This is a genomic window from Mycobacterium sp. 852002-50816_SCH5313054-b, assembly GCF_001667185.1.
GTDB lineage: Bacteria > Actinomycetota > Actinomycetes > Mycobacteriales > Mycobacteriaceae > Mycobacterium.
On the sequence record NZ_LZIC01000118.1, the window covers coordinates 40906 to 59983 of the forward strand.

Annotated in this window: 27 protein-coding genes; 11 read left to right on the forward strand and 16 right to left on the reverse strand. The window is 68.8% G+C overall.

Translation table 11 applies throughout. The features are described 5' to 3' along the window. The first annotated feature begins 21 nt into the window (after positions 1 to 21). Positions 22 to 162, forward strand: coding sequence for a hypothetical protein (locus A5787_RS28355; protein WP_231994102.1), 141 nt, complete (start codon positions 22 to 24; stop codon positions 160 to 162). Here the strand turns inward: A5787_RS28355 and A5787_RS28360 are convergent, their stop codons facing one another. Beyond that, positions 163 to 315: a hypothetical protein gene (locus A5787_RS28360; protein WP_231994103.1), complete on the reverse strand. Its 153-nt coding sequence runs from the start codon at positions 313 to 315 to the stop codon at positions 163 to 165. Positions 316 to 630: 315 nt separating this feature from the next. Beyond that, a complete protein-coding gene (locus tag A5787_RS21465) occupies positions 631 to 1815 on the reverse strand; it encodes an acyl-CoA dehydrogenase family protein (RefSeq protein ID WP_066970753.1) in 1185 nt (394 codons plus the stop codon). Positions 1816 to 2069: 254 nt separating this feature from the next. On the opposite strand from A5787_RS21465, the gene A5787_RS21470 reads away from it, so the two are divergent. Continuing rightward, the gene (locus A5787_RS21470) at positions 2070 to 2447 is read left to right on the forward strand and encodes an NYN domain-containing protein (RefSeq protein WP_066970755.1); all 378 of its coding nucleotides are present in this window, start codon (positions 2070 to 2072) and stop codon (positions 2445 to 2447) included. Positions 2448 to 2490: 43 nt separating this feature from the next. On the opposite strand, the gene A5787_RS21475 is transcribed toward A5787_RS21470, so the two are convergent. Then, a complete protein-coding gene (locus tag A5787_RS21475) occupies positions 2491 to 2796 on the reverse strand; it encodes a DUF4333 domain-containing protein (RefSeq protein ID WP_066970757.1) in 306 nt (101 codons plus the stop codon). Positions 2797 to 2872: 76 nt separating this feature from the next. Further along, positions 2873 to 3367: a thiol peroxidase gene (gene tpx, locus A5787_RS21480; protein WP_066970759.1), complete on the reverse strand. Its 495-nt coding sequence runs from the start codon at positions 3365 to 3367 to the stop codon at positions 2873 to 2875. Between the two features lie 109 nt (positions 3368 to 3476). On the opposite strand from tpx, the gene A5787_RS21485 reads away from it, so the two are divergent. Genes A5787_RS21485 through A5787_RS21510 form a run of 6 tightly spaced genes read left to right on the forward strand, consistent with a single transcriptional unit; the run spans position 3477 to position 6929 of the window. Next, complete coding sequence (locus A5787_RS21485; RefSeq protein ID WP_066970760.1) at positions 3477 to 4427, forward strand: GlxA family transcriptional regulator; 951 nt, start codon at positions 3477 to 3479, stop codon at positions 4425 to 4427. Between the two features lie 19 nt (positions 4428 to 4446). Further along, positions 4447 to 5211: a DJ-1/PfpI family protein gene (locus tag A5787_RS21490; protein ID WP_066970762.1), complete on the forward strand. Its 765-nt coding sequence runs from the start codon at positions 4447 to 4449 to the stop codon at positions 5209 to 5211. 50 nt (positions 5212 to 5261) lie between these two features. Then, positions 5262 to 5819, forward strand: coding sequence for a TIGR03086 family metal-binding protein (locus A5787_RS21495; protein ID WP_082977364.1), 558 nt, complete (start codon positions 5262 to 5264; stop codon positions 5817 to 5819). Further along, positions 5816 to 6130 carry a helix-turn-helix transcriptional regulator gene (locus tag A5787_RS21500; RefSeq protein WP_066970764.1) on the forward strand — a complete coding sequence of 105 codons (315 nt, stop codon included), beginning with the start codon at positions 5816 to 5818 and terminating at the stop codon, positions 6128 to 6130. The genes A5787_RS21495 and A5787_RS21500 overlap by 4 nt, the downstream gene beginning before the upstream one ends. Continuing rightward, a complete protein-coding gene (locus A5787_RS21505) occupies positions 6127 to 6594 on the forward strand; it encodes an SRPBCC family protein (protein WP_066970766.1) in 468 nt (155 codons plus the stop codon). Before A5787_RS21500 ends, A5787_RS21505 begins: the two co-directional genes overlap by 4 nt. Next, a complete protein-coding gene (locus A5787_RS21510; RefSeq protein WP_082977365.1) occupies positions 6591 to 6929 on the forward strand; it encodes a hypothetical protein in 339 nt (112 codons plus the stop codon). The genes A5787_RS21505 and A5787_RS21510 overlap by 4 nt, the downstream gene beginning before the upstream one ends. A 7-nt stretch (positions 6930 to 6936) precedes the next feature. Here A5787_RS21510 and A5787_RS21515 read toward each other — a convergent pair whose 3' ends face one another. Then, positions 6937 to 7413 carry a nuclear transport factor 2 family protein gene (locus tag A5787_RS21515; protein ID WP_066970768.1) on the reverse strand — a complete coding sequence of 159 codons (477 nt, stop codon included), beginning with the start codon at positions 7411 to 7413 and terminating at the stop codon, positions 6937 to 6939. Between the two features lie 58 nt (positions 7414 to 7471). Between A5787_RS21515 and A5787_RS21520 the strand changes: the two genes are divergently transcribed. Further along, a complete protein-coding gene (locus A5787_RS21520; RefSeq protein WP_066970770.1) occupies positions 7472 to 8239 on the forward strand; it encodes an SDR family oxidoreductase in 768 nt (255 codons plus the stop codon). On the opposite strand, the gene A5787_RS21525 is transcribed toward A5787_RS21520, so the two are convergent. The 8 genes from A5787_RS21525 to A5787_RS21560 all read right to left on the reverse strand — a co-directional run bounded on the left by A5787_RS21525 (position 8211) and on the right by A5787_RS21560 (position 15536). Continuing rightward, positions 8211 to 9008 carry a YqjF family protein gene (locus A5787_RS21525; protein ID WP_066970771.1) on the reverse strand — a complete coding sequence of 266 codons (798 nt, stop codon included), beginning with the start codon at positions 9006 to 9008 and terminating at the stop codon, positions 8211 to 8213. The genes A5787_RS21520 and A5787_RS21525 overlap by 29 nt on opposite strands. Positions 9009 to 9040: 32 nt before the next feature. Beyond that, the gene (locus tag A5787_RS21530; RefSeq protein WP_066970773.1) at positions 9041 to 9718 is read right to left on the reverse strand and encodes a hypothetical protein; all 678 of its coding nucleotides are present in this window, start codon (positions 9716 to 9718) and stop codon (positions 9041 to 9043) included. Positions 9719 to 9766: 48 nt separating this feature from the next. Next, a complete protein-coding gene (locus A5787_RS21535) occupies positions 9767 to 11602 on the reverse strand; it encodes a fatty acyl-AMP ligase (RefSeq protein WP_066970775.1) in 1836 nt (611 codons plus the stop codon). Between the two features lie 83 nt (positions 11603 to 11685). Then, complete coding sequence (locus A5787_RS21540) at positions 11686 to 12261, reverse strand: TIGR03086 family metal-binding protein (RefSeq protein ID WP_066970777.1); 576 nt, start codon at positions 12259 to 12261, stop codon at positions 11686 to 11688. An 11-nt stretch (positions 12262 to 12272) separates the two neighbouring features. Next, entirely contained in the window at positions 12273 to 13259 is a 987-nt protein-coding gene (locus A5787_RS21545) for a sigma-70 family RNA polymerase sigma factor (RefSeq protein WP_066970779.1), read from the reverse strand. Positions 13260 to 13271: 12 nt separating this feature from the next. Further along, on the reverse strand, positions 13272 to 14015 hold the full coding sequence (locus A5787_RS21550; RefSeq protein ID WP_066970839.1) for a DUF899 domain-containing protein: 744 nt from the start codon (positions 14013 to 14015) through the stop codon (positions 13272 to 13274). Positions 14016 to 14051: 36 nt separating this feature from the next. Beyond that, on the reverse strand, positions 14052 to 14795 hold the full coding sequence (locus A5787_RS21555) for an SDR family NAD(P)-dependent oxidoreductase (protein ID WP_066970780.1): 744 nt from the start codon (positions 14793 to 14795) through the stop codon (positions 14052 to 14054). Positions 14796 to 14816: 21 nt separating this feature from the next. Further along, a complete protein-coding gene (locus tag A5787_RS21560; RefSeq protein ID WP_066970782.1) occupies positions 14817 to 15536 on the reverse strand; it encodes an SDR family NAD(P)-dependent oxidoreductase in 720 nt (239 codons plus the stop codon). A 229-nt stretch (positions 15537 to 15765) separates the two neighbouring features. On the opposite strand from A5787_RS21560, the gene A5787_RS21565 reads away from it, so the two are divergent. Continuing rightward, positions 15766 to 16233 (forward strand): SRPBCC family protein, encoded by a 468-nt coding sequence (locus A5787_RS21565; RefSeq protein WP_066970784.1) that lies wholly within the window; start codon positions 15766 to 15768, stop codon positions 16231 to 16233. Here A5787_RS21565 and A5787_RS21570 read toward each other — a convergent pair whose 3' ends face one another. Beyond that, positions 16234 to 16554 (reverse strand): hypothetical protein, encoded by a 321-nt coding sequence (locus tag A5787_RS21570; RefSeq protein ID WP_066970786.1) that lies wholly within the window; start codon positions 16552 to 16554, stop codon positions 16234 to 16236. 202 nt (positions 16555 to 16756) lie between these two features. Here A5787_RS21570 and A5787_RS21575 point away from each other — a divergent pair, with 202 nt between their 5' ends. After that, positions 16757 to 17263: a hypothetical protein gene (locus tag A5787_RS21575; RefSeq protein WP_156764066.1), complete on the forward strand. Its 507-nt coding sequence runs from the start codon at positions 16757 to 16759 to the stop codon at positions 17261 to 17263. A gap of 7 nt (positions 17264 to 17270) precedes the next feature. On the opposite strand, the gene A5787_RS21580 is transcribed toward A5787_RS21575, so the two are convergent. Together A5787_RS21580 and A5787_RS27470 are read right to left on the reverse strand one after the other, a co-directional pair. Continuing rightward, the gene (locus tag A5787_RS21580) at positions 17271 to 18431 is read right to left on the reverse strand and encodes an LLM class flavin-dependent oxidoreductase (protein ID WP_066970791.1); all 1161 of its coding nucleotides are present in this window, start codon (positions 18429 to 18431) and stop codon (positions 17271 to 17273) included. Positions 18432 to 18572: 141 nt separating this feature from the next. Then, entirely contained in the window at positions 18573 to 18980 is a 408-nt protein-coding gene (locus tag A5787_RS27470) for a hypothetical protein (RefSeq protein ID WP_066970792.1), read from the reverse strand. Between the last annotated feature and the right edge of the window lie 98 nt (positions 18981 to 19078).

Genomic DNA, 19078 nt, shown 5'->3' on the forward strand with positions numbered 1-19078 from the left:
TGGGTGTCCTCATGCCGGGCGGTGTCCACCGCCGTGGGCTACTGGTTTCGCACTATGGACGACCGCGACAAGGATCCGACGGTGGTCCTGCCCTACCTGGTGGGTAGGCCCCTTGCCGCCACTGAGGTCTACGAGGCGTTCGGGTACCGCAAGTCGGCCTAACTACAAGGCCGCTCGCGAGGGCAGGCTGATCACCGCCGACAATCTGATCAGGGCCGCGAAGTACTTCGGCTTGAACCCCATCGACCTGCAGGTCCGCTTCGGGCTGGTCGCGCCCGAGGCCGTCACCGAATACGTGGAATCCCGTCCCTCCATTGATCCGCACTTTCCGTCGCGGCGCGGGAGTGGCCGAATGGCTGCTGCGCGAATCTCGTTCGCGTTAGCGGTATTGGGCCGTCGCGCCGCGTTGGTGCGGTGTAGCCGGTTATCTGCTGAAACCGAAATTTCGGTGCGGCGCGGCCGGTGTCGCGGTTGTGGGCGATAGTCGAAATAAGCGACGATTACCCGGTTTTGCGCATTGTGCTCAGGGGTGTCATTCGTCGAGATCGACGCTGGCGCGCAGAAGTTCGAGTGGGCGGCAGCTAGCGTCGATTTCGGCGTCCGGCGGCCGCCATAGCCGGCGTCAGCGACTTACAGACCCGGCTGGTCGTCGATGATGCCCAGCCAGATCTGCGCCACATCGATGGCCACCTTCTCGCTGATGAAGGCATGCTGGGTTCCGGTGTAGATGTCGCGGAAGGCGCGCTCGAGGCGGCTGCCCTCGCGGATCGAGCTGGTGCCCGCGACCAGATGCGCCCACTCGGCGCAGGCCCGCGCCGTGTCGGTCGCATAGACGGCGGCCACCCGCATGTCGGCGCGCAGGGCCGGTGTCAGGTCGTCGCCGGCCGCGACGGCGGCCTCGGCGGTGGTGAACGCGTCGATCACCAGCAGGCGCGCGGCGCGCCAGGCCGCGCGGTGGTGCGCCAGCCCCTTCTGGAACGTCGGGCGGCTGGCCAGCGAGGCCATGTCGCTCATCCGGAACTTCGTCGCCGCCAGTTCCTGGACGTCGTCGAGCATGCTCTTGGCGACGCCGAGCGCCCACGACGCGTGACCGGCCGCGGTGACCGGCATCAGCCCCATCCGCGTGGCCGGTGAGGCGCCGCGGTGCGGCTCCCGGACGAACAGCTCGAAGGTGCGGCTGGACGGCACGAACACGTCCTGGACGCTGTAGTCGTAGGAGCCGGTTCCCTTGAGGCCCTGCACGTGCCAGCCGTCGTCGAAGCTGATCTGCGCGCGCGGAATCACGGCGACGCGCATCTCCGGCAAGCCCTCGCTGATCCAACGCATTTCGCCGTTGTCCATCGGCAGGAACCCGGCCGCGACGTATTCGGAGTGACCGATGCCCGAGCCGAAGTTCCACGCCCCGGTCACCTGGTAACCGCCGTCGACCGCGGCGCCCTGCCCGTTCGGAAAGAACTGCCCGCCCAGGGTGACCCGGTTGTCGTGCGCCGTGAACACCTCCGCGAAGCCCTCGTCGGGCAGGTACGCCGCGGCGGCGAAGGAAGACGGCAGATTGGCGATGCCGATCCACCCGAATGATCCGTCCTGCCAAGCCATTTCGATCCAGGTCTCGATCATCTCGGTGAACGACGGCTCGACGCCCCCGGCCTCGACGGGGTTGAACGACGACATCAGCCCGCTTTCCCACATTTCGTCGACGATCGCCGGGGTCAGCGTGCGCGCCCGCTCGGATTCGGCGGCTTGGGCCTGCACGAGGTCCCGCATGCCGCGGGCCAGCGAAACCACCCGGTCTTCCGTGTCGGCTAACGACGTCATCGGCGTTTCCCATCATCGGTGTGAGGCAGCAGTGGAGAACACTGATACCGGTGACCGTAGTTAATACCATCGCGACCGTCGCCGCCGTAGTACTCGGCCTGCACATGTCCCGGTCGAGTGTGCGCTGAGGGCTTTGAGCGTGCGTTCAGGGCAGGTCCCCTCGGCGTGTCGCCGCCGTGAGCGCACACGAAACGCCCAGGGTTCACACCAGAACGCCGAAGAGCCCCGCAACCGCTGTGCCCTACCGTGTGTCTGTGCGGTGGATCGTCGACGGCATGAACGTGATCGGGAGTCGCCCGGACGGGTGGTGGAAGGACCGCGGCCGCGCCATGGTCGCGCTGGTGGAAAGTCTCGACCGATGGGCAGCGATGCAAGGAGAGCCGGTGACCGTGGTGTTTGAGCGGCCGCCCGCGACCGCCATCCCCACCTCGGTGATCGAGGTCGCGTACGCTCCCCGGCCGGCCGCGAACTCCGCCGACGACCAGATCGTCCGGCTGGTGCGGGCCGACGCCCGGCCGCACGACATTCGGGTGGTGACATCGGACAAAGGGCTGACCGATCGGGTCGCCGCGCTAGGCGCGTCCGTCTATCCCGCGGCGGGCTTCCGCGACCTGATCGACCCGCGCGGCTGATGACCGTTGACGCCGGTGGCCACGGCCGAGCGAATAGGGCCGGTTACGACGGACGGCTTCTGACGTCGAAGTCGACCCGTTCACCGTCGACCTTGGTGATGCGCATGTGCGCGGTGTAGGGCTTGCCCTCGGGGCCGGTGAAGTGGCAGTCGAACTCCTGGCCGACTTTGGCCTCCACCCCCGAGGGGCAGTGCACATCGGTCGGGTGAAAGCCCGTCTGGCCGGAGACGACGTCGACGACGGATTGCGCCGCCCCCTCCGGCCTGACGGTGGACTTGGGGCTGCACGCGGTCAGCAGGACCAAGGTTGCGACGGAGCCCGCGACTAAGCGGGCGCTGCTGTTTGCCATTGTTGAGGCTAACACGCAATTGTGACGATATGGCAGCTCAGAGGGCCCTAGCGCTCGAGGCTGCAAACAGACGGCGTCAGCCCACCGCCGCCAGCGCCGCGTCGTAGTCGGGCTCCTGCGCGATCTCGGGCACCAACTCGGTGTAGGCGACCTGCCCGTCGGCGCCGACCACGACCACGGCGCGCGCCAGCAGTCCGGCCATCGGGCCGTCGACGATGCTGACGCCGTAGTCCTGTCCGAAGCTGTCGCGGAACGCCGACCCCGTCTTGACGTTCTCGATGCCTTCCGCGCCGCAGAATCGCGCCTGTGCGAACGGCAGGTCGTTCGACACGCACAACACGGACGCGCCGCTCGCGGCCGCGCGCTCGTTGAAGGTCCTCACGCTCGTCGCGCACACCGGTGTGTCGATGGACGGAAAGATGTTCAGCACCACGGGCTTACCGCTGAACTGGTCGTTGCTGACCGCGCCCAGATCGGTGCCGACCAGATTGAAGGCCGGGGCCGGAGAGCCGACGGCCGGAAGCTCGCCGACGGTGTTGATCGGGTTTCCACGCAAGGTTATCTGTGCCATGGGCACAGTCTGCCAAGCCCGGTGCGGACCCCTCGGGTCAGGTCCGTATGTCCTAATTCGTGGGGTATGGGGCGTTGACGCCATGCCAGGGGTGGCCGAGGCTGAGTGCATGGCTCGCAAGGTGGTGATCGTCGGCTTTCCCGGCGTTCAGGGGCTTGACGTGGTGGGGCCCCACGAGGTGTTCACCGGTGCGTCGCTGCTGACCGGGGGCGGGTACGACGTCCTCGTGGCGTCGGTCGACGGCCGGCCGGTGACCACCGCCACCGGCCTGGCCTTCCTGGCCGAGCCGCTGCCCGACCCGAGCGAAGCCATCGACACCGTGGTGTTGCCCGGCGGCGGCGGCGTCGAGGAAGCGCGATCCGATCCGGAGTTGCTCGGCTGGATCAAAAGGGTCACCGGAAACGCCCGCCGGGTGGTCACCGTCTGCACGGGCGCGTTCCTCGCCGCCGAGGCGGGGCTGCTCGACGGCCGGCGGGTTACCACCCACTGGGCGTTCGCCGGGCGGTTGGCCCGCGAGTTCCCCGCCGTCGACGTCGATCCGGACCCGATCTTCATCCGCAGCTCGGACACGGTGTGGACGGCCGCGGGTGTCACCGCCGGCATCGACCTCTCGCTGTCCCTGGTCGAGGACGACCACGGCACCGACGTCGCGCAGACGGTCGCCCGCTGGCTCGTGCTGTACTTGCGCCGCCCGGGCGGCCAGACACAATTCGCGGCGCCGGTGTGGATGCCGCGCGCCAAACGCACCTCCATCCGCCAGGTGCAGGAGGCCATCGAGGCCGAACCGGGTGGTCCGCACAGCATCGGGGACCTGGCCCGCCGCGCGGCGATGAGCCCGCGCCACTTCACGCGCGTCTTCACCGACGAGGTGGGCGAGGCGCCCGGCCACTACGTCGAACGCATCCGCACCGAAGCCGCGCGCCGGCAGTTGGAGGAGACCGACGACACCGTCGTCGCCATCGCGGCCCGGTGTGGCTTCGGCACCGCGGAAACGATGCGGCGCAACTTCATTCGGCGCGTCGGCATTCCACCGGATCAGTACCGCAAGGCTTTCGCCTGATCGAGAAAGGATCACCCCGATGTCCCAAACCCAAATCGCAATCGTGGTCTACCCTGGCTTCACCGCGCTGGACATGATCGGCCCCTACGAGGTGCTGCGCAACCTGCCCGGCGCTGAGGTGCGATTCGTGTGGCACGAACCCGGACCGATCACCGCCGACTCGGGCGTGCTGGTGATCGGGGCCTCGCACTCGCTGGCCGAAACCCCCTCCCCGGACGTGATTCTGGTGCCGGGCGGCCCGTCGACTCCGGTGCACGCGCGCGACGAGGCGCTGCTGGAGTGGCTGCGCCGGGCGCATTCGACCGCCGGCTGGACGACGTCGGTGTGCTCGGGTTCGGTGATCCTGGCGGCCGCCGGTCTGCTCAAGGACCGCCGCGCCACGTCGCACTGGATCGCTCTTCCCGCGCTGCAGGCGTTCGGCGTCATCCCGGTGTCCGACGAGCGGATCGTGCAGCAGGACAACGTGATCACGAGCGCGGGCGTGTCCGCCGGGATCGACCTCGCGCTGTGGCTGGCCGGCCAGATCGGCGGGGAGGGCCGCGCCAAGGCGATCCAGCTCGCGATCGAATACGACCCGCAGCCGCCGTTCGACTCCGGTCACATGTCCAAGGCGTCGGCGAGCACGAAGGCCGCCGCCACGGCGCTGCTGTCCAGGGACAGCGTCAAGCCCGCCAACCTGAAGGCGACGACGCTGCTGGCCTGGGATCAGGCGTTGAGCGCGGTCCGGTCGCGCCGGCGGAGGCGGGTCTTTACCGCCACGGCCGTACCGGTCGGCAGGTCGTAGCGTGCGCGCGGGGCTTGACTTATTCGTTTAGCAAGTCCTAAATTTAGCGAGTGCTTAACAAAGGCGTCGCTCCCCCGCTGCTGTACCGCGCTGCGACGGATCGTGCGGTTGCGGCCGTCGAGGCGGTCAGGCCCGACCAGCTCGGGTGGCCGACGCCGTGCTCGGACTGGTCGGTGCAGCAGCTCATTGACCACCTTGTCGGCGGCGCGGACTATCTGCTCTCGGCGGCGACCGGGGCCGAGCCGGTTTCGCCCGCGGGACGGGCCGCCACCGACTACCGAGACCGTGTGGACCGCGTCCTGACCGCCCTCGAATCGCCCGGCGCGATGGAGCGCGTCTGCGTCTCGCCGCTCGGCTTCGACTGGCCGGTGTCCGACGCCGTCGCCGGCACGTTCATGGACGTGCTGATCCACACCTGGGACCTGGCCCGGGCGACGGGCCAGGATGAACGGCTCGACGCGGGCCTGGTGGAGGCCTGCGCGGCCATGTTTCTCCCCGAAATGCCAAGGCGGGGGCGCGAAGCGGGGATCATCGGCCCCGAGGTGGTGCCTGGCGCGGGCGCGTCGGCGCAGGATCGGCTGCTGGCGGCGATGGGCCGCGCACCATGACAGAGCCGGCCGTCGAGGATGCCATCCGGGCGTTGGCCCACCCGGGCCGGCGCACGATGCTTCGATTGGTATGGGATCGGGAGCGGCCCGCGTCAGCCCTCGCCGAGGCCGCCGGGCTGTCGAAATCGGCTGCGAGCCAACACCTCAAGATCTTGCGCGACGCGGGACTGGTCGACGTCCGTGTCGATGCGACGCGTCGGCTGTATCGCGCCGACCTGGCGCGGGTCGCCGAGGTGGCCGCGCTGCTCGACGACTTCTGGGCCGCGCCGCTGCAACGGCTACGCGCCGCCGCCGAAGGCGAATCGCCGTGAAGCTCGTCATCCAGCAGCTTGCCGTGCGGGCGACCCCCGAGCGTGTCTTCGAATTGTTCACCGACCCGGTGCAATTCGGCCAATGGATGGCCGAGGGCGCAATCCTGGAGGCCACCCCGGGCGGCGTCGTCCGCTGGACCCACCCCAACGGCGACACCGTGTCGGGCCGCTACGTCGAAGTCGACCCGCCGCGGCGAATCGTGTTCACCTACGGCTGGGAACGCGCCGACGTCGGGATCCCGCCGGGCTCAACCACAGTCGAGATCGACCTCGTCGCGCAGCCGGACGGCACCACGCTCGTCAAACTGCTCCATCGTGGCCTCGAGGATGGGGCCGCGGAGGCTCACGACGGCGGCTGGACCCACTACCTCGACCGGCTACGCCGCACCGCCGACGGCGAGGACGTCGGCGCCGATCCGTGGGCCGATCGTCGGGTGCCAAGTCGTGCGGAGCTACACCGGTGACCGGCGGGTCCACCGAAGCCAGCTTCTGGGCGGTCGCCGAACCGTTGTTGGCCGACGCCACCATCACCCGGTCGACCATGATGGGCCTCCCCTGCCTGCGCGCCGACGGCCATTTCTTCGCCTCTTACGACCGGCGCAGCAACGCGCTCGTCGTGAAGCTGCCGGCGGCCCGGGTCGACGGACTCATCGAAGCCGGTGCGGCCGAACCGTTCGCGCCTTCCGGTCGGCGCTTTCGCGAATGGGCCTCCATCGGATCTGGCCGCGAAGAAGCCTGGCCCGCGCTGCTCCGTGAAGCGCTCGCGTTCGTCGCGGGCCGAGTGGTTTCAGGCGATTAGCCCCGCGCTACGCCTGGGGTTGCAGGATCTCGGTTGACGCGAGCTGGCCGCCGGCCTGCATCCAGGCCGCGACTACCCGGGGCGCGTCCCGGTTCGGGTTGTAGATGTCCTCCTCGCTGGAGAACAGGCCGTCGCCGGCGTAGACCAGCCGGGTCCAGTTGGGAAACCAGAACGGCTCGCCGTCCGGGTCGGTCGGGTGGTCGAGCAGGTTCTTGATCATGACGACGACGGCGTCGTTGTCCTCGTCGTGGGCAACCCAGTCATTCGGAAAACGCATGTGCGGGAAGGGCGCCATCACCGCGACGATCCAGTCCCGCACCGCCTCGCGGCCGTGGAAGACGCCGTAGTGATGCTCGGTGTAGACGACGTCCTCGGTGAAGAGATCCGCAAATGGTCGCCAGTCGCCCGAGGCGCTGCACCCCTCGACGACCGTCGTGTAGTTGTCGACGGCTTGCTCGATTTCGGCCCTGCTGAATTTGCCCATAGCGGACACACTAGAACGTGTTTCGATTCAAGGTGACTGCTCTGAATGGAGATATCGCATGGGCGTGCTGAAGCTGTTCGACCTGCACGGCAAGAAGGCTCTGGTGACCGGGGCATCCAGCGGCATCGGAAAGGAAGTGGCGCTGGCCTACGTCCAAGCCGGCGCGGAAGTGGCGATCGCGGCACGACATCCCGAGGCCCTGGAGGAGGCCGCCGCGGAGCTTACGGCGGCCGGCGGCCGGGTGGTGCCCATCAGTTGCGACGTGACCCGGCCCGACCAGGTCGACGGCATGCTGGACCGGGCGACCGCGGAGCTGGGCGGCATCGACATCGCGGTCTGCAACGCCGGGATCATCACCGTCACACCGATGCTGGACATGCCGCCCGAGGAATTCCAGCGCATCCAGGACACCAACGTGACGGGCGTGTTCCTGACCGCCCGGGCCGCGGCGCGGGCGATGGTCGCGCAGGGCCGGGGTGGGTCCATCATCACCACGGCGTCGATGTCCGGGCACATCATCAACATTCCCCAGCAGGTCGGCCACTACTGCGCCTCCAAGGCGGCGGTCATCCACCTGACCAAGGCCATGGCCGTCGAGTTCGCGCCGCACCACATCCGGGTGAACAGCGTCAGTCCGGGCTACATCCTCACGGAGCTCGTCATGCCCTTCGCCGACCTACACGCCCAGTGGGAGCCGAAGATACCGATGGGCCGGCTGGGCCGGCCCGAGGAACTCGCCGCCCTGTACGTGTATCTGGCCGGCGAGGCGTCCAGCTACATGACCGGCTCCGACATCGTCATCGATGGTGGGTACTGCTGCCCGTGATCGTGGGTCGGTCCACGAGGCACGGGCGACCGAAGCGCGCCCGCACGCCGTCGGAAAACAGGGCACGCAGGCGCTCGCCGGCGGGCCGTACCCCGCTCGCGCCCAGCAACTCGTCGCTCAGTTCGACGATCTCGGCGGCGCGCATCGGCCACGGGTCGTGCTCGTTGGGCACCCACCAGGTCCGGCCGGCCTTGCGGGTGTGCGCGCCCCACCGGGCGGTCAGCCAGACCTCCAACGGTGTCGGCTCGACCACGTCACCGAGGGCGACCGTCACCCGGCTGCGCAGGCCGCGGCGGGGCCAGCGGCGCACGCTGTCGTAGTCGATGTGGTCGCCGCGGCGCGTCACCCGCATCTTCGCCCAGGTGTAGGGCACGCCGAGGCCCGCCCGGATCGCGGGCACGGCGGCCAGGCGCGCGGTTTCGAGCGACCGGAACATCACACCGTGCCGGTCGGCGTCGTCGATCGAATAGAGCCGGACGTTGGTCTCGGCGAATCGGCCGAAGTAAGGCAGCGGGAACGCGGTGCCAACTCGGGTGCTGGCGAGCACGAACGGGATCAGCGACACATAGGTCATCCCGTCCGCGAAGACGTCCGGACGGGTGCCGGGCGGGTAGAGGGCGTCGACGCTTTCCGGCCGCACCGGCCAGTGGATGAAGGTCAGATCGGCCCAGCGCTGCTCGAAGGTGACGCGTCCCGGAAGCGGTGGCGGCGCGACCGGATACCCGGCGAGACCCGGTTGCGCGTCCGGAAGTTCGGGAGGGACGGCCACTCGATCATGGTGGCACTCGTCGGCTTTGCCGCCTATCCCTCCAGCTGACCGGAGATCCCCCGCGCGATGCTGGCCTGCGTCGTCGAGGGCAACACGATGAGGCCGTCGAGCTCTTTGCGGGCCAGGTCGAAGGCTTTTTGTCGTTCCTGCGGCGCCGCGGCGGGGTCCGCGGCCACCCGCAAGAGGCTCTGGGCGCGCGCGATCCGCTGCCGGGCTTCGGCGGAGAAGTCGCTGCGGCGCCTGCGCGTCGCCTCGGCCTCGGCGACGTTGAACGCGGTCACGTAGTCCTCGACGGCGGATTGATACCGCGCCGCTGCCTCCCGATCATCCAGGAGGTCTTCGGCCTTGACGGGGCGCAGGAAGTCCGCCCGGAGCTTGGCTTTGTGGAAGCCGACCGTGAGCGGATCACGCATGTCGGTCATCAGCGGGAAGTCGAGCAGCTTGGCGACGTCGAGTTCGTACTCGAGCCAGCGTGCGTCGGTGCGGCCGTGCTCGTCGATGACACGCCGGAGCGAATACCATTGCGCCGCTTGGCTATTGGCGTTACCGTCCGGCGCCCCCACGGCTTCCGCCGGGCGCGTTTGATCCAGCTCCCGCGGCTCTTCGGCGCGCCGCTTGTTGGCGGTGAACGCCCGCACCACCGCGACCACCATGCCCGTCAGCGGCAGGATCACGATCAGGAGCTCCGCCAGTCGGATGAGCAGACCCACCCCGCCAGGATGCCACCGCTGTGCCTTCCGGCGAGGGGGCGGCGCTTGCTAATGCACTCCCAGTGCGTCGCTGAGGTATTGCGCGCGGCAGGCTCGGCGGGCCAGTTTGCCGCTGGTGGTGCGCGGGATGCCACCGGCCGGCAGGAAACGCACGTCGGAGACCGGCACGCCGTGCCGGCGTGATACCGCGTTCCCGATCGCCTCGATCGCCGGCTGGGGATCCTCGCGACCGCTGCCCGCTGCGCGTTCGGCGATCACCACGAGACGCTCTTGGCCGTGCTCCGGCACGCAGAACGCGGTCACGTACCCACGTCGCACCATCGGCGAGGCTTCGGCGACGGTGGCCTCGATGTCCTGCGGGTAGTGGTTGCGGCCCGCGATGGTGATGAGGTCCGCGATGCGGCCCGTGACGTAGATCTCGCCGTCGAGGTACACGCCCAGGTCCCCGGTCCGCAACCAGGGCCGCCCGGCCTTCGAGCCCTCGGCGTGGCTGCCGTCGCCAAGCCGCGAGTGCAGCGTGGCGCCGAAGGCCAGCCGGCTTTCCTCGGGCAGCCCCCAATATCCGCGACCGACGTTGTTGCCCTGCAGCCAGATCTCGCCGACCTCACCGTCGGGCAGCTCGGATCCGCTGTCGGGGTCGACGATCACCGCCCACAGGCTGCGAGCGACCCGCCCGCAGGACACCTGCGCCACCGCGTTCGGGGCGTCCGCCGCGACGCGAATCGCGCGACCGGCGCTCAACTGTTCGCGGTCGAGATACACGACGGATGCCTCGGCGGAGGCATCGATGGTCGCGATCATCAGGGTCGCCTCCGCGATGCCGTACGAGGGCTTGAATGCCGTGCGCGGCAATCCATACGGGGCGAAGGCCTTGTTGAAGGTCCGGATCGCCTCGATGCTGACCGGCTCGGAACCGATGATGAGCACGACATTGCTGAGGTCGACGTCGTCACCGGGCGCGGGCAGCCCGCGCTGCGCCGTCCACTCGTAGGCGAAGTTCGGAGCGGCGGTCACCACCCGACCCTGCTTCGACCCGGCGGACAGCGCGTGGATCCAGCGCAGCGGCCTGCGGACAAAGGCGGTGGGCGACATCAGGGTGGAGTGCCCGCCGTACACGGCGGGAAAGCCGATCATCGACAGGCCCATGTCGTGGTAGAGCGGTAACCAGCTGACGCCGTGGGTGTTTCGGTCCAGCAGGTCGATCGAGAGGATCATCTGCACGAGGTTGGTGCCGACGGCGCGGTGGGTGATCTCCACCCCGAACGGGGGGCGCGTCGCACCCGAGGTGTACTGCAGGTGCGAAACGCGGTCGACGTCGAGTTCGACGGGCACGAACAGCTCCCCCGCCGAGTCGGGTATCCGGTCGATGACGATCAGCTGCGGCTTGCGCAAGTCCGGGAGGTTGACGAGAAAGTTCTCCACCGCTTCCTTCGCGGCCGCCGTGGTGAGCACCGCGGCGGGCCGGGAGTCGCGCAGCGCCGTCTCCAGACGTTCGGCGTGGCCGGGCAGTTCGGGCGCGAACAACGGCACCGCGGTGGTCCCGGCCTTGATCGCGGCGTAGAAGCCGGCGACGTAGTCGATGCCCTGCGGCGCCAGGATCGCCACCCGGTCGCCCTCGCCGGCGAATTGCTGCACCCGCGCAGCGATGGCCCCCAACCGGACCCCGAATTGGGCCCAGGTCACTTCTCTTGCGTTTCCTTCGGAGCGGGCATAGTCCAGGAAGCGATACGCCACGGCGTCACCGACATTGGCGATGTTGCGCTCGATGAGCGATATCAGGGTGGTGCCCGGCGGCAACTCGACGCCGCCCTCGGCGTTCAGGCAGTCCTCTATCAGTAGCAGCCCCTGTGGAGCCGCGGCGCTGTGCCGGGAACCGCAATCCATGAGCGCAGTCTAGGTGCCCGCCGCGGCCGGTCCGTGCCCCCGTGCGGCGCCGCGAACGGTGCGGTCGGGGCGACGAGGCGGTCTTAACGAGGGACGCACCGACGGCCAAAGAGGGCGAGTAGCTGATCACTTGGCGTAGCGGTCGCCGGTGCCGGCACCGGTTCGGCGAACACGTGTCCGGCCCGCCCGGCCCGGGCCAGGGGTGGCGAAACCCACAACAGGGCCGACGCAGTCTCCGAGGGAATGGGTCGATCGATCCCGCAGGCCTGGGCGATATCCCACGCGTGCACGGCCATCTCGATGGCACCCACGTGGACAACGGTTTTGGCGGACAGCGTCCGGCCCTGGATTTCGCACCACCGGCCCCTAGGGCCGGGAGCGGTCTGGTGCGCCTGGACCGCGAGCACAAAGTCGACGATCGCGGCCCGCACCGCGCCCACCGGATCGGAACGTGCCGCCGGCCCTTCGTCGAAGTCGCGCGCCGCCAGCACGTCGGCGACCTCCGCCAACGAGGCGCAGACGTGCTGCAGCAGGCGGCGCAGGTCCCACTGTCGACAGGGCGTCGGCGCCGCGAGGTCCGCTTCGCGAACCAGAAGCAGGTTCTGGAACAGGTAACGGGCCGCCTCTGTCAGCACGGCCCGCTCGTCGGTGTCGGACACGCCCGGAGCCTTCAGCTCCCCGGTGCCACGAACGCCTCGGGCAGCCCGAACTTTGCGACCAGCGCCGCGTCGTTGAAGGCAACGATGCGCGAGATGCGACCGCCGGCCAACGACAGCACGTCCAGCCCATGGGCGTGAAACGAACCGTCCGGCGCCCGCCGGTACATGGCGAGGGCCGGGGCGCCGTTGGCCTGGGTGGGGGCGAGCCGCCATTGATCCGCGGTGTGCAACACGACCCGGGCCAGGAACGCGCACACCGCATCCCGACCGGTGAACCAGGTTGGAATGGGCGGCATTTCGAGCTCGACATCAGCGCGCAGCAGTTCCGCCAATGCGTCGACGTCGGCGTGTTCGAAGGCGGCCATGTAGCGGTCGAGCACGTCGCGCAGTTCGGGTTCGGTGGGTTCGCCGAGCTCGTCGAGCGTCGGGCCGGCCTCGGCCAATCGCGCGCGGGCGCGTTGCAGGGCGCTGTTGACCGCCGGGGTGGACGTCTCCAGCATTTCGGCGACTTCGCCGGCCTGCCAACCCAATACGTCGCGCAACAGCAGGACCGCGCGCTGCAAGGGCGACAAATGCTGCAGGGCGGCGACGAACGCCAACCGGACGCTGCTGCGCACCGACACGACGACCGCGGGGTCGTCGGTGGCGCCGTACAACAGGCTGTCCGGTGCGGGCTGCAACCACGGGATGTCCGATTGCGCCGGGGCCAGCGCGACTGCCCCGCTGTCGGCCGGGGCGCCGAGCCCGGAGGGCAGCGGACGCCGCTTGCGGGTCTGCAGCACGTTCAGATACGTGTTCGTGGCGATCTTGTAGAGCCACAGCCGGACTGAGGACCGGCCCTCGAACCCCCCGTAGGCCTGCCACGCCCGCAGATAGGTGTCCTGCACGAGATCCTCGCACTCGTCAACGGACCCGAGCATGCGGTAGCAATACGCCCGCAACTCGGGCCGGTACCGTTCGGCGACCTGTGCGAAATCATCGATGCCGGCGTCCGCCATGCCCAAAGCCTTTCACGAGTCGCGGCGTGGCGGCCGGGGATCGCTGGGGTCGCGCCCGCCCGGGTCGGGGTCGTCCCACCACTGCGGTTGCTGGTCGCCGTAGGCGTCGTGCCAGTTCCACCACGCATACGCGGGGCTCTGTGGGTAGCCCTCCGGGGAGTCCTCCCAATCCTCTTGCCGCCCAATGGCGGTCATGTCCAGATAACTCCAGGTGGTGCCCAGCGCCTCATCGCCGCGGTTGTTGATGAAGTACGTACGGAACACCCGTTCGCCGTCGCGGATGAAGGCGTTGGTGCCATGCCACTCGTCGACGCCGAAGTCGCGGTCGAAGTCGTCGATCATCGTGTACCACGGCATGTGCCATCCCATCCGGGCCTTCACCCGGGCGATGTCGGGCTGGCCGGCGCGGGATGCGAACACCAGCGTGGTGTTACGGGCGTTCAGATGCGCCAGGTTGCCGATGTGATCGGCGATCATCGAGCAGCCCCGGCACGCATGGTCGGGCCAGCCGTCCACCCCGGGTTCCAGGAACGCCCGGTAGACGATCAGCTGGCGTCGGCCACCGAACAGGTCCAGCAGGCTGACCCTGCCGTTGGGCCCGTCGAATTGGTAGGGCTTGTCCACCGGCAGCCACGGCATGCGCCGGCGCTGGGCGGCCAGCGCGTCGCGCGCCCGGGACAGCTCTTTTTCCCTGACCAGCAGCTGCTGGCGCGCGGCCTCCCAGTCCTGCGCCGAGACGATCGGGGGTGTCTGCATTTTCATCGTGAGCCTTTCGTTGTGGTGCAGTACTTTTCAGGCGAGCTTCTGCAGCCCCGCGCCGGTCAGGAGGTAACCCGGAGCAACGCCGGCGGTGTCCGCCCGCGCCAGCTCCACGACGGCCGCACCGGCCGACCCCGGGCTCACCGGCTCGCCGAGCTGCCTGACATATTCCTCCTCGGATTGACCGTTGCGGGCCGCGTAGGCCCGCACGGCGGGGCGGCCGAGGTCGGTCAGCGGGGTGATCCGCGGCAGCACGGCCGTGAAGGTGATGCCGAGGCCCGCGCGGTCCGCCTCGTCTTGGGCGTAGCCGCTGATAAACCGTTGGGTGGCTTTGGCGCCGGCGTACCCGCCGCTGAGCGGCGAGCCGGCGAGCGCCGCGCCGCTGCTGACGACCACCACCGTGCTGCCGGGCCGCAGCGGTTTCAGCAGCGCCTCCCGCAGCCAGTGAAAGGCGATGCGCACGTCGGTGTTCCAGTTGGCCGAGAACGTCTCCCAGGTGTGGTGCTGCAGCGGGCGAATCAGTGGAGTCGCCCCGGCCACCAAAACCAGAAGGTCCGGATCGTATCGGTCCAGCAGGCTGCCCGGCACCGAGGCGTCGGCCGCGTCCGCGACGATCGCTTGAACGCTGCCGGCGCCGTCGGGCTCGGGAAACGTTGTCGCGCTGCGGGATACGGCGATCACGGAGGCGCCGGCCGTGGCCGTAGCCAGTGCGATGCCCCTGCCCAGCCCGCGGCTTGCGCCGACGACGAGCGCGGTCTTGCCGGATAGGTTGTTCATTGTGTCCTCCTGGTTGTGCGGTCAGGCGTGGGTGGCGAGCAGCTGGGCGTACTGCCGCTCCAGCTCCTTGGCGGGGCCGCTGTGCCAGCCCTGGGCGATGGATTGCGACATGGGATCGGGGAAGATGTCGTGTTCGCCGCGTTGCAAGGCGTCGAAAACCGCGGCGGCGACGGACAGCGGGGTTGTTTTCGGTATGTCGAGGGCCCGGGTCATGTCGGTGTCCACCGGACCGGTGAAAATCGCGTGGACCCGCACGCCTTGCGGAGCCAGGAGGGCGCGCAGCGACTGGGTGAGGCTGAGCGCGGCCGCCTTGGAGGCCGAGTAGGCGGGAATCAGCGGCAGGGGCGCCAATGCGTTGACCGACAGGTTGTTGACCACCGCGCCCTGGGATCGAATCAGTGCCGGCAGGAAGGCCTGCGTCACCGCGTAGGTGCCGAAGAGGTTGACGGCCAGGTGCCGTTCGAGCACCCCGGGATCGCTGAGATCGTCGTAGAGCGCGATGCCGGCGTTGTTGATCAGCACGTCAAGCGATCCGGCCGTGGCGACGGCCGCGCGGATCTGCGCGCCGTCGGTCACGTCGAGCGTGAGCGGGACCACCCGCTCATCGGGCGACGGCGAAACGCCACGCGTGCCGGCGTACACCCGCCGTGCCCCCCTGCGCAGGGCCTCCGCCACGAGGGCCCGGCCGATGCCGCGATTGGCGCCGGTGATCAGAACTGCTTTGTCCGCGATTGGGTCCATCACAAGCCTCTCTCAACTGAAAAAGCCCCCACACGGAGGTGCAGGGGCTTCGAACTACTCATATAGACAAGTTCCGAGACCGAAACTCATCGCAACGCGGCACATCGGTTTCGCGCGGCGACGGCGGGACGGACGCACCGTGACCGGGCTCGCCGACCGTGGGGGCTAGGTACCAAAATCGCCTGGAATTCGTGCGTAGGCCCCACACTCGACGCGTAGGGTACGCGGGATGTCGGGTCGCAAGTTTTCGTTCGAAATCAACCGCACCAGCAGCGCGCCCGCGGCGACGTTGTTTCGGCTGGTCGCCGACGGTGCCAATTGGTCGAAGTGGGCCAAGCCGATCGTTCTTCACTCGAGTTGGGCGCGCCAGGGGGATCCGGCGCCGGGGGGCGTCGGGGCCGTCCGCAAGGTCGGGATGTGGCCGCTGCTGGTGCAGGAGGAAACCGTCGCCTACGAGCAGGACCGCCGCCACGCCTACAAACTGGTCGGGCCGCCCAGCCCGGCCAAGGATTACTTCGGCGAGGTGGTCTTCACCCCGAATCCGTCGGGCGGCACCGACATCCGCTGGACGGGCGAGTTCGTCGAGGGGGCGCGCGGAACGGGTCCGGTGATGCGGGCCGCGCTGGGCGGGGCGGTCCGGTTCTTCTCGGGCCGGCTGGTGCAGGCGGCCGAGCGCGAGTCAACCGGCGGCCGGTAGCTACGGGCCGGGGTGATCCTCGACCCATTGACCTTGTTGCTCGGCTTGCTGAGCCTGCTGTTGGGCCTGTTCGTTTTGTTCCTCGGCCTGTTGCATGGACTGCTGCAGCTGTTGCTGAGCCAGCTGTTGCTGCAACTGGGCCTGGTCGTCGCTGTCGTCGGCGGTGAAGCCGCCGAAGGCGCCACTGACCGGAGCGGCCAGGGCCACGGCGGGGCGCGCCGTGCCGAAAAGCGCAACCGTCGCGAGGACCGCGGCCCCGGCGAAAATCAGTTGGAGGCGCCGCCATTGCCGACGCGCCGTGCCGGTTTCCTGGATGGTCATCCATTGAGGTTCGCGCCCGTGACTAGCTGCCAGCTGAGAAGTGGCTATCGCAGCAATATGAGTTATTGATCGAAAATGACGGCGCGGTGATCGGAATTCTGGGCTAATGAGGCACGGGCTGAGTTTGAGCGAGACATCGGGAGGCAAGTTACTCAAGGCGTCGTAGGTGATGCGACGTCGGTCGCTGTGAAGAGGTGAACGAATGAAACGATTCGCTATTTTCGGCATAGTGGCCGCCGCATGGCTAGGTCTGAGTGTTCCCGTGGCGCAAGCGGATATCGGCGGGAACGTGCCCGGCCCCGGGTTGTGCGACTACCCCGGCGTGGGGGGATCCGGCATGGAAATGGGGGCCTACCACTACTGGTGCGACTTCCCGGTTGAGGAGAACGGCAGCCGCTGGCACTGCGAATACGGCGGCGGCGCCGTGCAAGGTGTCGGCGGAATCAACATCTTCCTGTTCAGCGCTTCGGTCATCACTCCGCTGGGGGCGCTGGAAGGTTCGTGTTCGTTCCGCTGTCCTGACGGTTCGCTGTCGGCCGCGCCGAACCCGCCCGGCGCATGGAAAAACGCGCTCACCGCGAAGAAATGCGTTCCGGTAGAAGTCGCGCCGACGGCTGAACCGAATACCGCACTGCCGCCCTGGCCGGGGCAACTTCCAGGGGTAACAAATCCGGCGACCCCCAACCCGGTGACCACGGAAAATCCTTAAGGGCCGTTCAGGGCCGTTTCTCGTTTTCGTATTTCTTGGCCATGTGCTCGACGGCCTGCAGCTGCGATTGTGCCAGGTCGTCCCGCACCTGCCCGGCCCGCGCCGCGGCGTCCAGCGTCGGCTGCGCCAGGCCCTGAAAGTGGGGCATGACCTCGGCGGCGAACAGCTCGGCCGATCGCTTGGTGGCCGCGGGGTTCGCCCACTCGTGGCCCATCTGCAGGAAGCAGCCGAAGCCGCCGGACTGATCCCAGAGCCGCTGCACCTGGGCGCGAGCCCGCTCCGGCGTGCCGATGACGCCCGCCCCGTTGTCGTTGATGACGTCGATCATTTCGTCGAGCTGCTCGCCCGGCATCGTCATCTGGGGGAACGCCGCCACCTTCTGGAAGTAGTTGAACCACGACTCGATGCCGAATTTCACGTCGGCACGGGCCTGTTCGTCGGTCTCGGCGATGTGCATGGGCCCGACCAGGCTCCAGTTGCTGCGGTCGACCTGCGTGCCGAAGGCCGCGGCGCGCTCCTCGACGATGTTCCAGTGATAGGACAGCGCGTCGAAGCCTTCGACGATCAGCGTCGCCCCGATCGATAGCAGCCCGATGCCGTGCTTGCCGGCCAGCCGGGCACCGGTCGGCGAGGCGACCGCCGCGACCGCCAGCGGTATCCCCCCTTCGGAGTACGGGGCCAGCTGCAACTTGGCGTCAAAAAGCTGATGCGTGGGGGTCTTTGCGCTCACCGTCTCCCCCGCCAGCAACCGGACGACGATGTCGAGGTTGGTCTCGAGAAGCTCGCGTGTGTCGGTGGGATTCAGCCCGATCATCGCGGAGTCCGTGGGCAGCGAACCGGGGCCCACCCCCCCGATGATGCGCCCGTGGGTGAGGTGATCCAGCAGCATCAACCGGTCGGCGACCCAGAGCGGGTTGTGGTAGGAGAGCGAAATGACCCCGGTCCCAAAACGAATGCGCTTCGCGCGTTCAGCGGCCGCCGCGATGAAGATTTCCGGCGAGCTGATGATCTCGCTGCCGGCGGAGTGATGCTCGCCGATCCAGGCTTCGTCGAAGCCGAGCGCGTCGAGATGTTCGACGAACTCGAGGTCGCGTTGCAGGGCAAGAGTCGGGTTGGTGCCGGCCCGGTGAAACGGGGCGATGAAGTATCCAAACCTGAGCTTGGCCATGGGGAACCCCTTGCAGTCGAGTTGCGGAGAACCATAACTCAACTCGCCATGGGTTAGGCCAAAAGGGATTGCTCAGCCGGCGGGGCCAGATTCACATGGCCCCACCGGCTATCGGAGCAAGTCTTCGCCGACGGTCAGCGATCAGTAGCCGCCGCAGAGGTTGCCGACGCAACCGCCGCCGCCACCCGGTCCGCCGCCGCCACCACCGACGCCGGGGATGCTGCCGCTCCCGCCGCCGGGACCGCCACCGCCGGTCGGGCCACCGGGCACGCTGCCGCCGCCGCCGCCGGGACCGCCACCGCCGGTCGGGCCACCGGGCACGCTGCCGCCTCCGCCGCCCGGGCCCCCGCCGCCGGTGGGACCACCGGGGGCGCCGCCGCCCCCACCCGGTGCGGTGGACGGCGCGATGCTGGACGTAGGAGTGGTGGTGGTCGATGGCGTCGTGCTGCTGCTGGCCGGCCCCTTATTGCCGCCGCCGCATCCGACCGCCAATACGAGCATGGCCGAACCGCCCACGAGCGCGACGGCGTTCCTGGCTCCAGATCTCATCAGCTTCCCCAATCTCCCCTCGCACCACACTTATTGCAGTCCACTTCTCCGTACCCCGGCGCGCGCGGCCGCAAACGGCACAGGGCCGCCGGATCGAG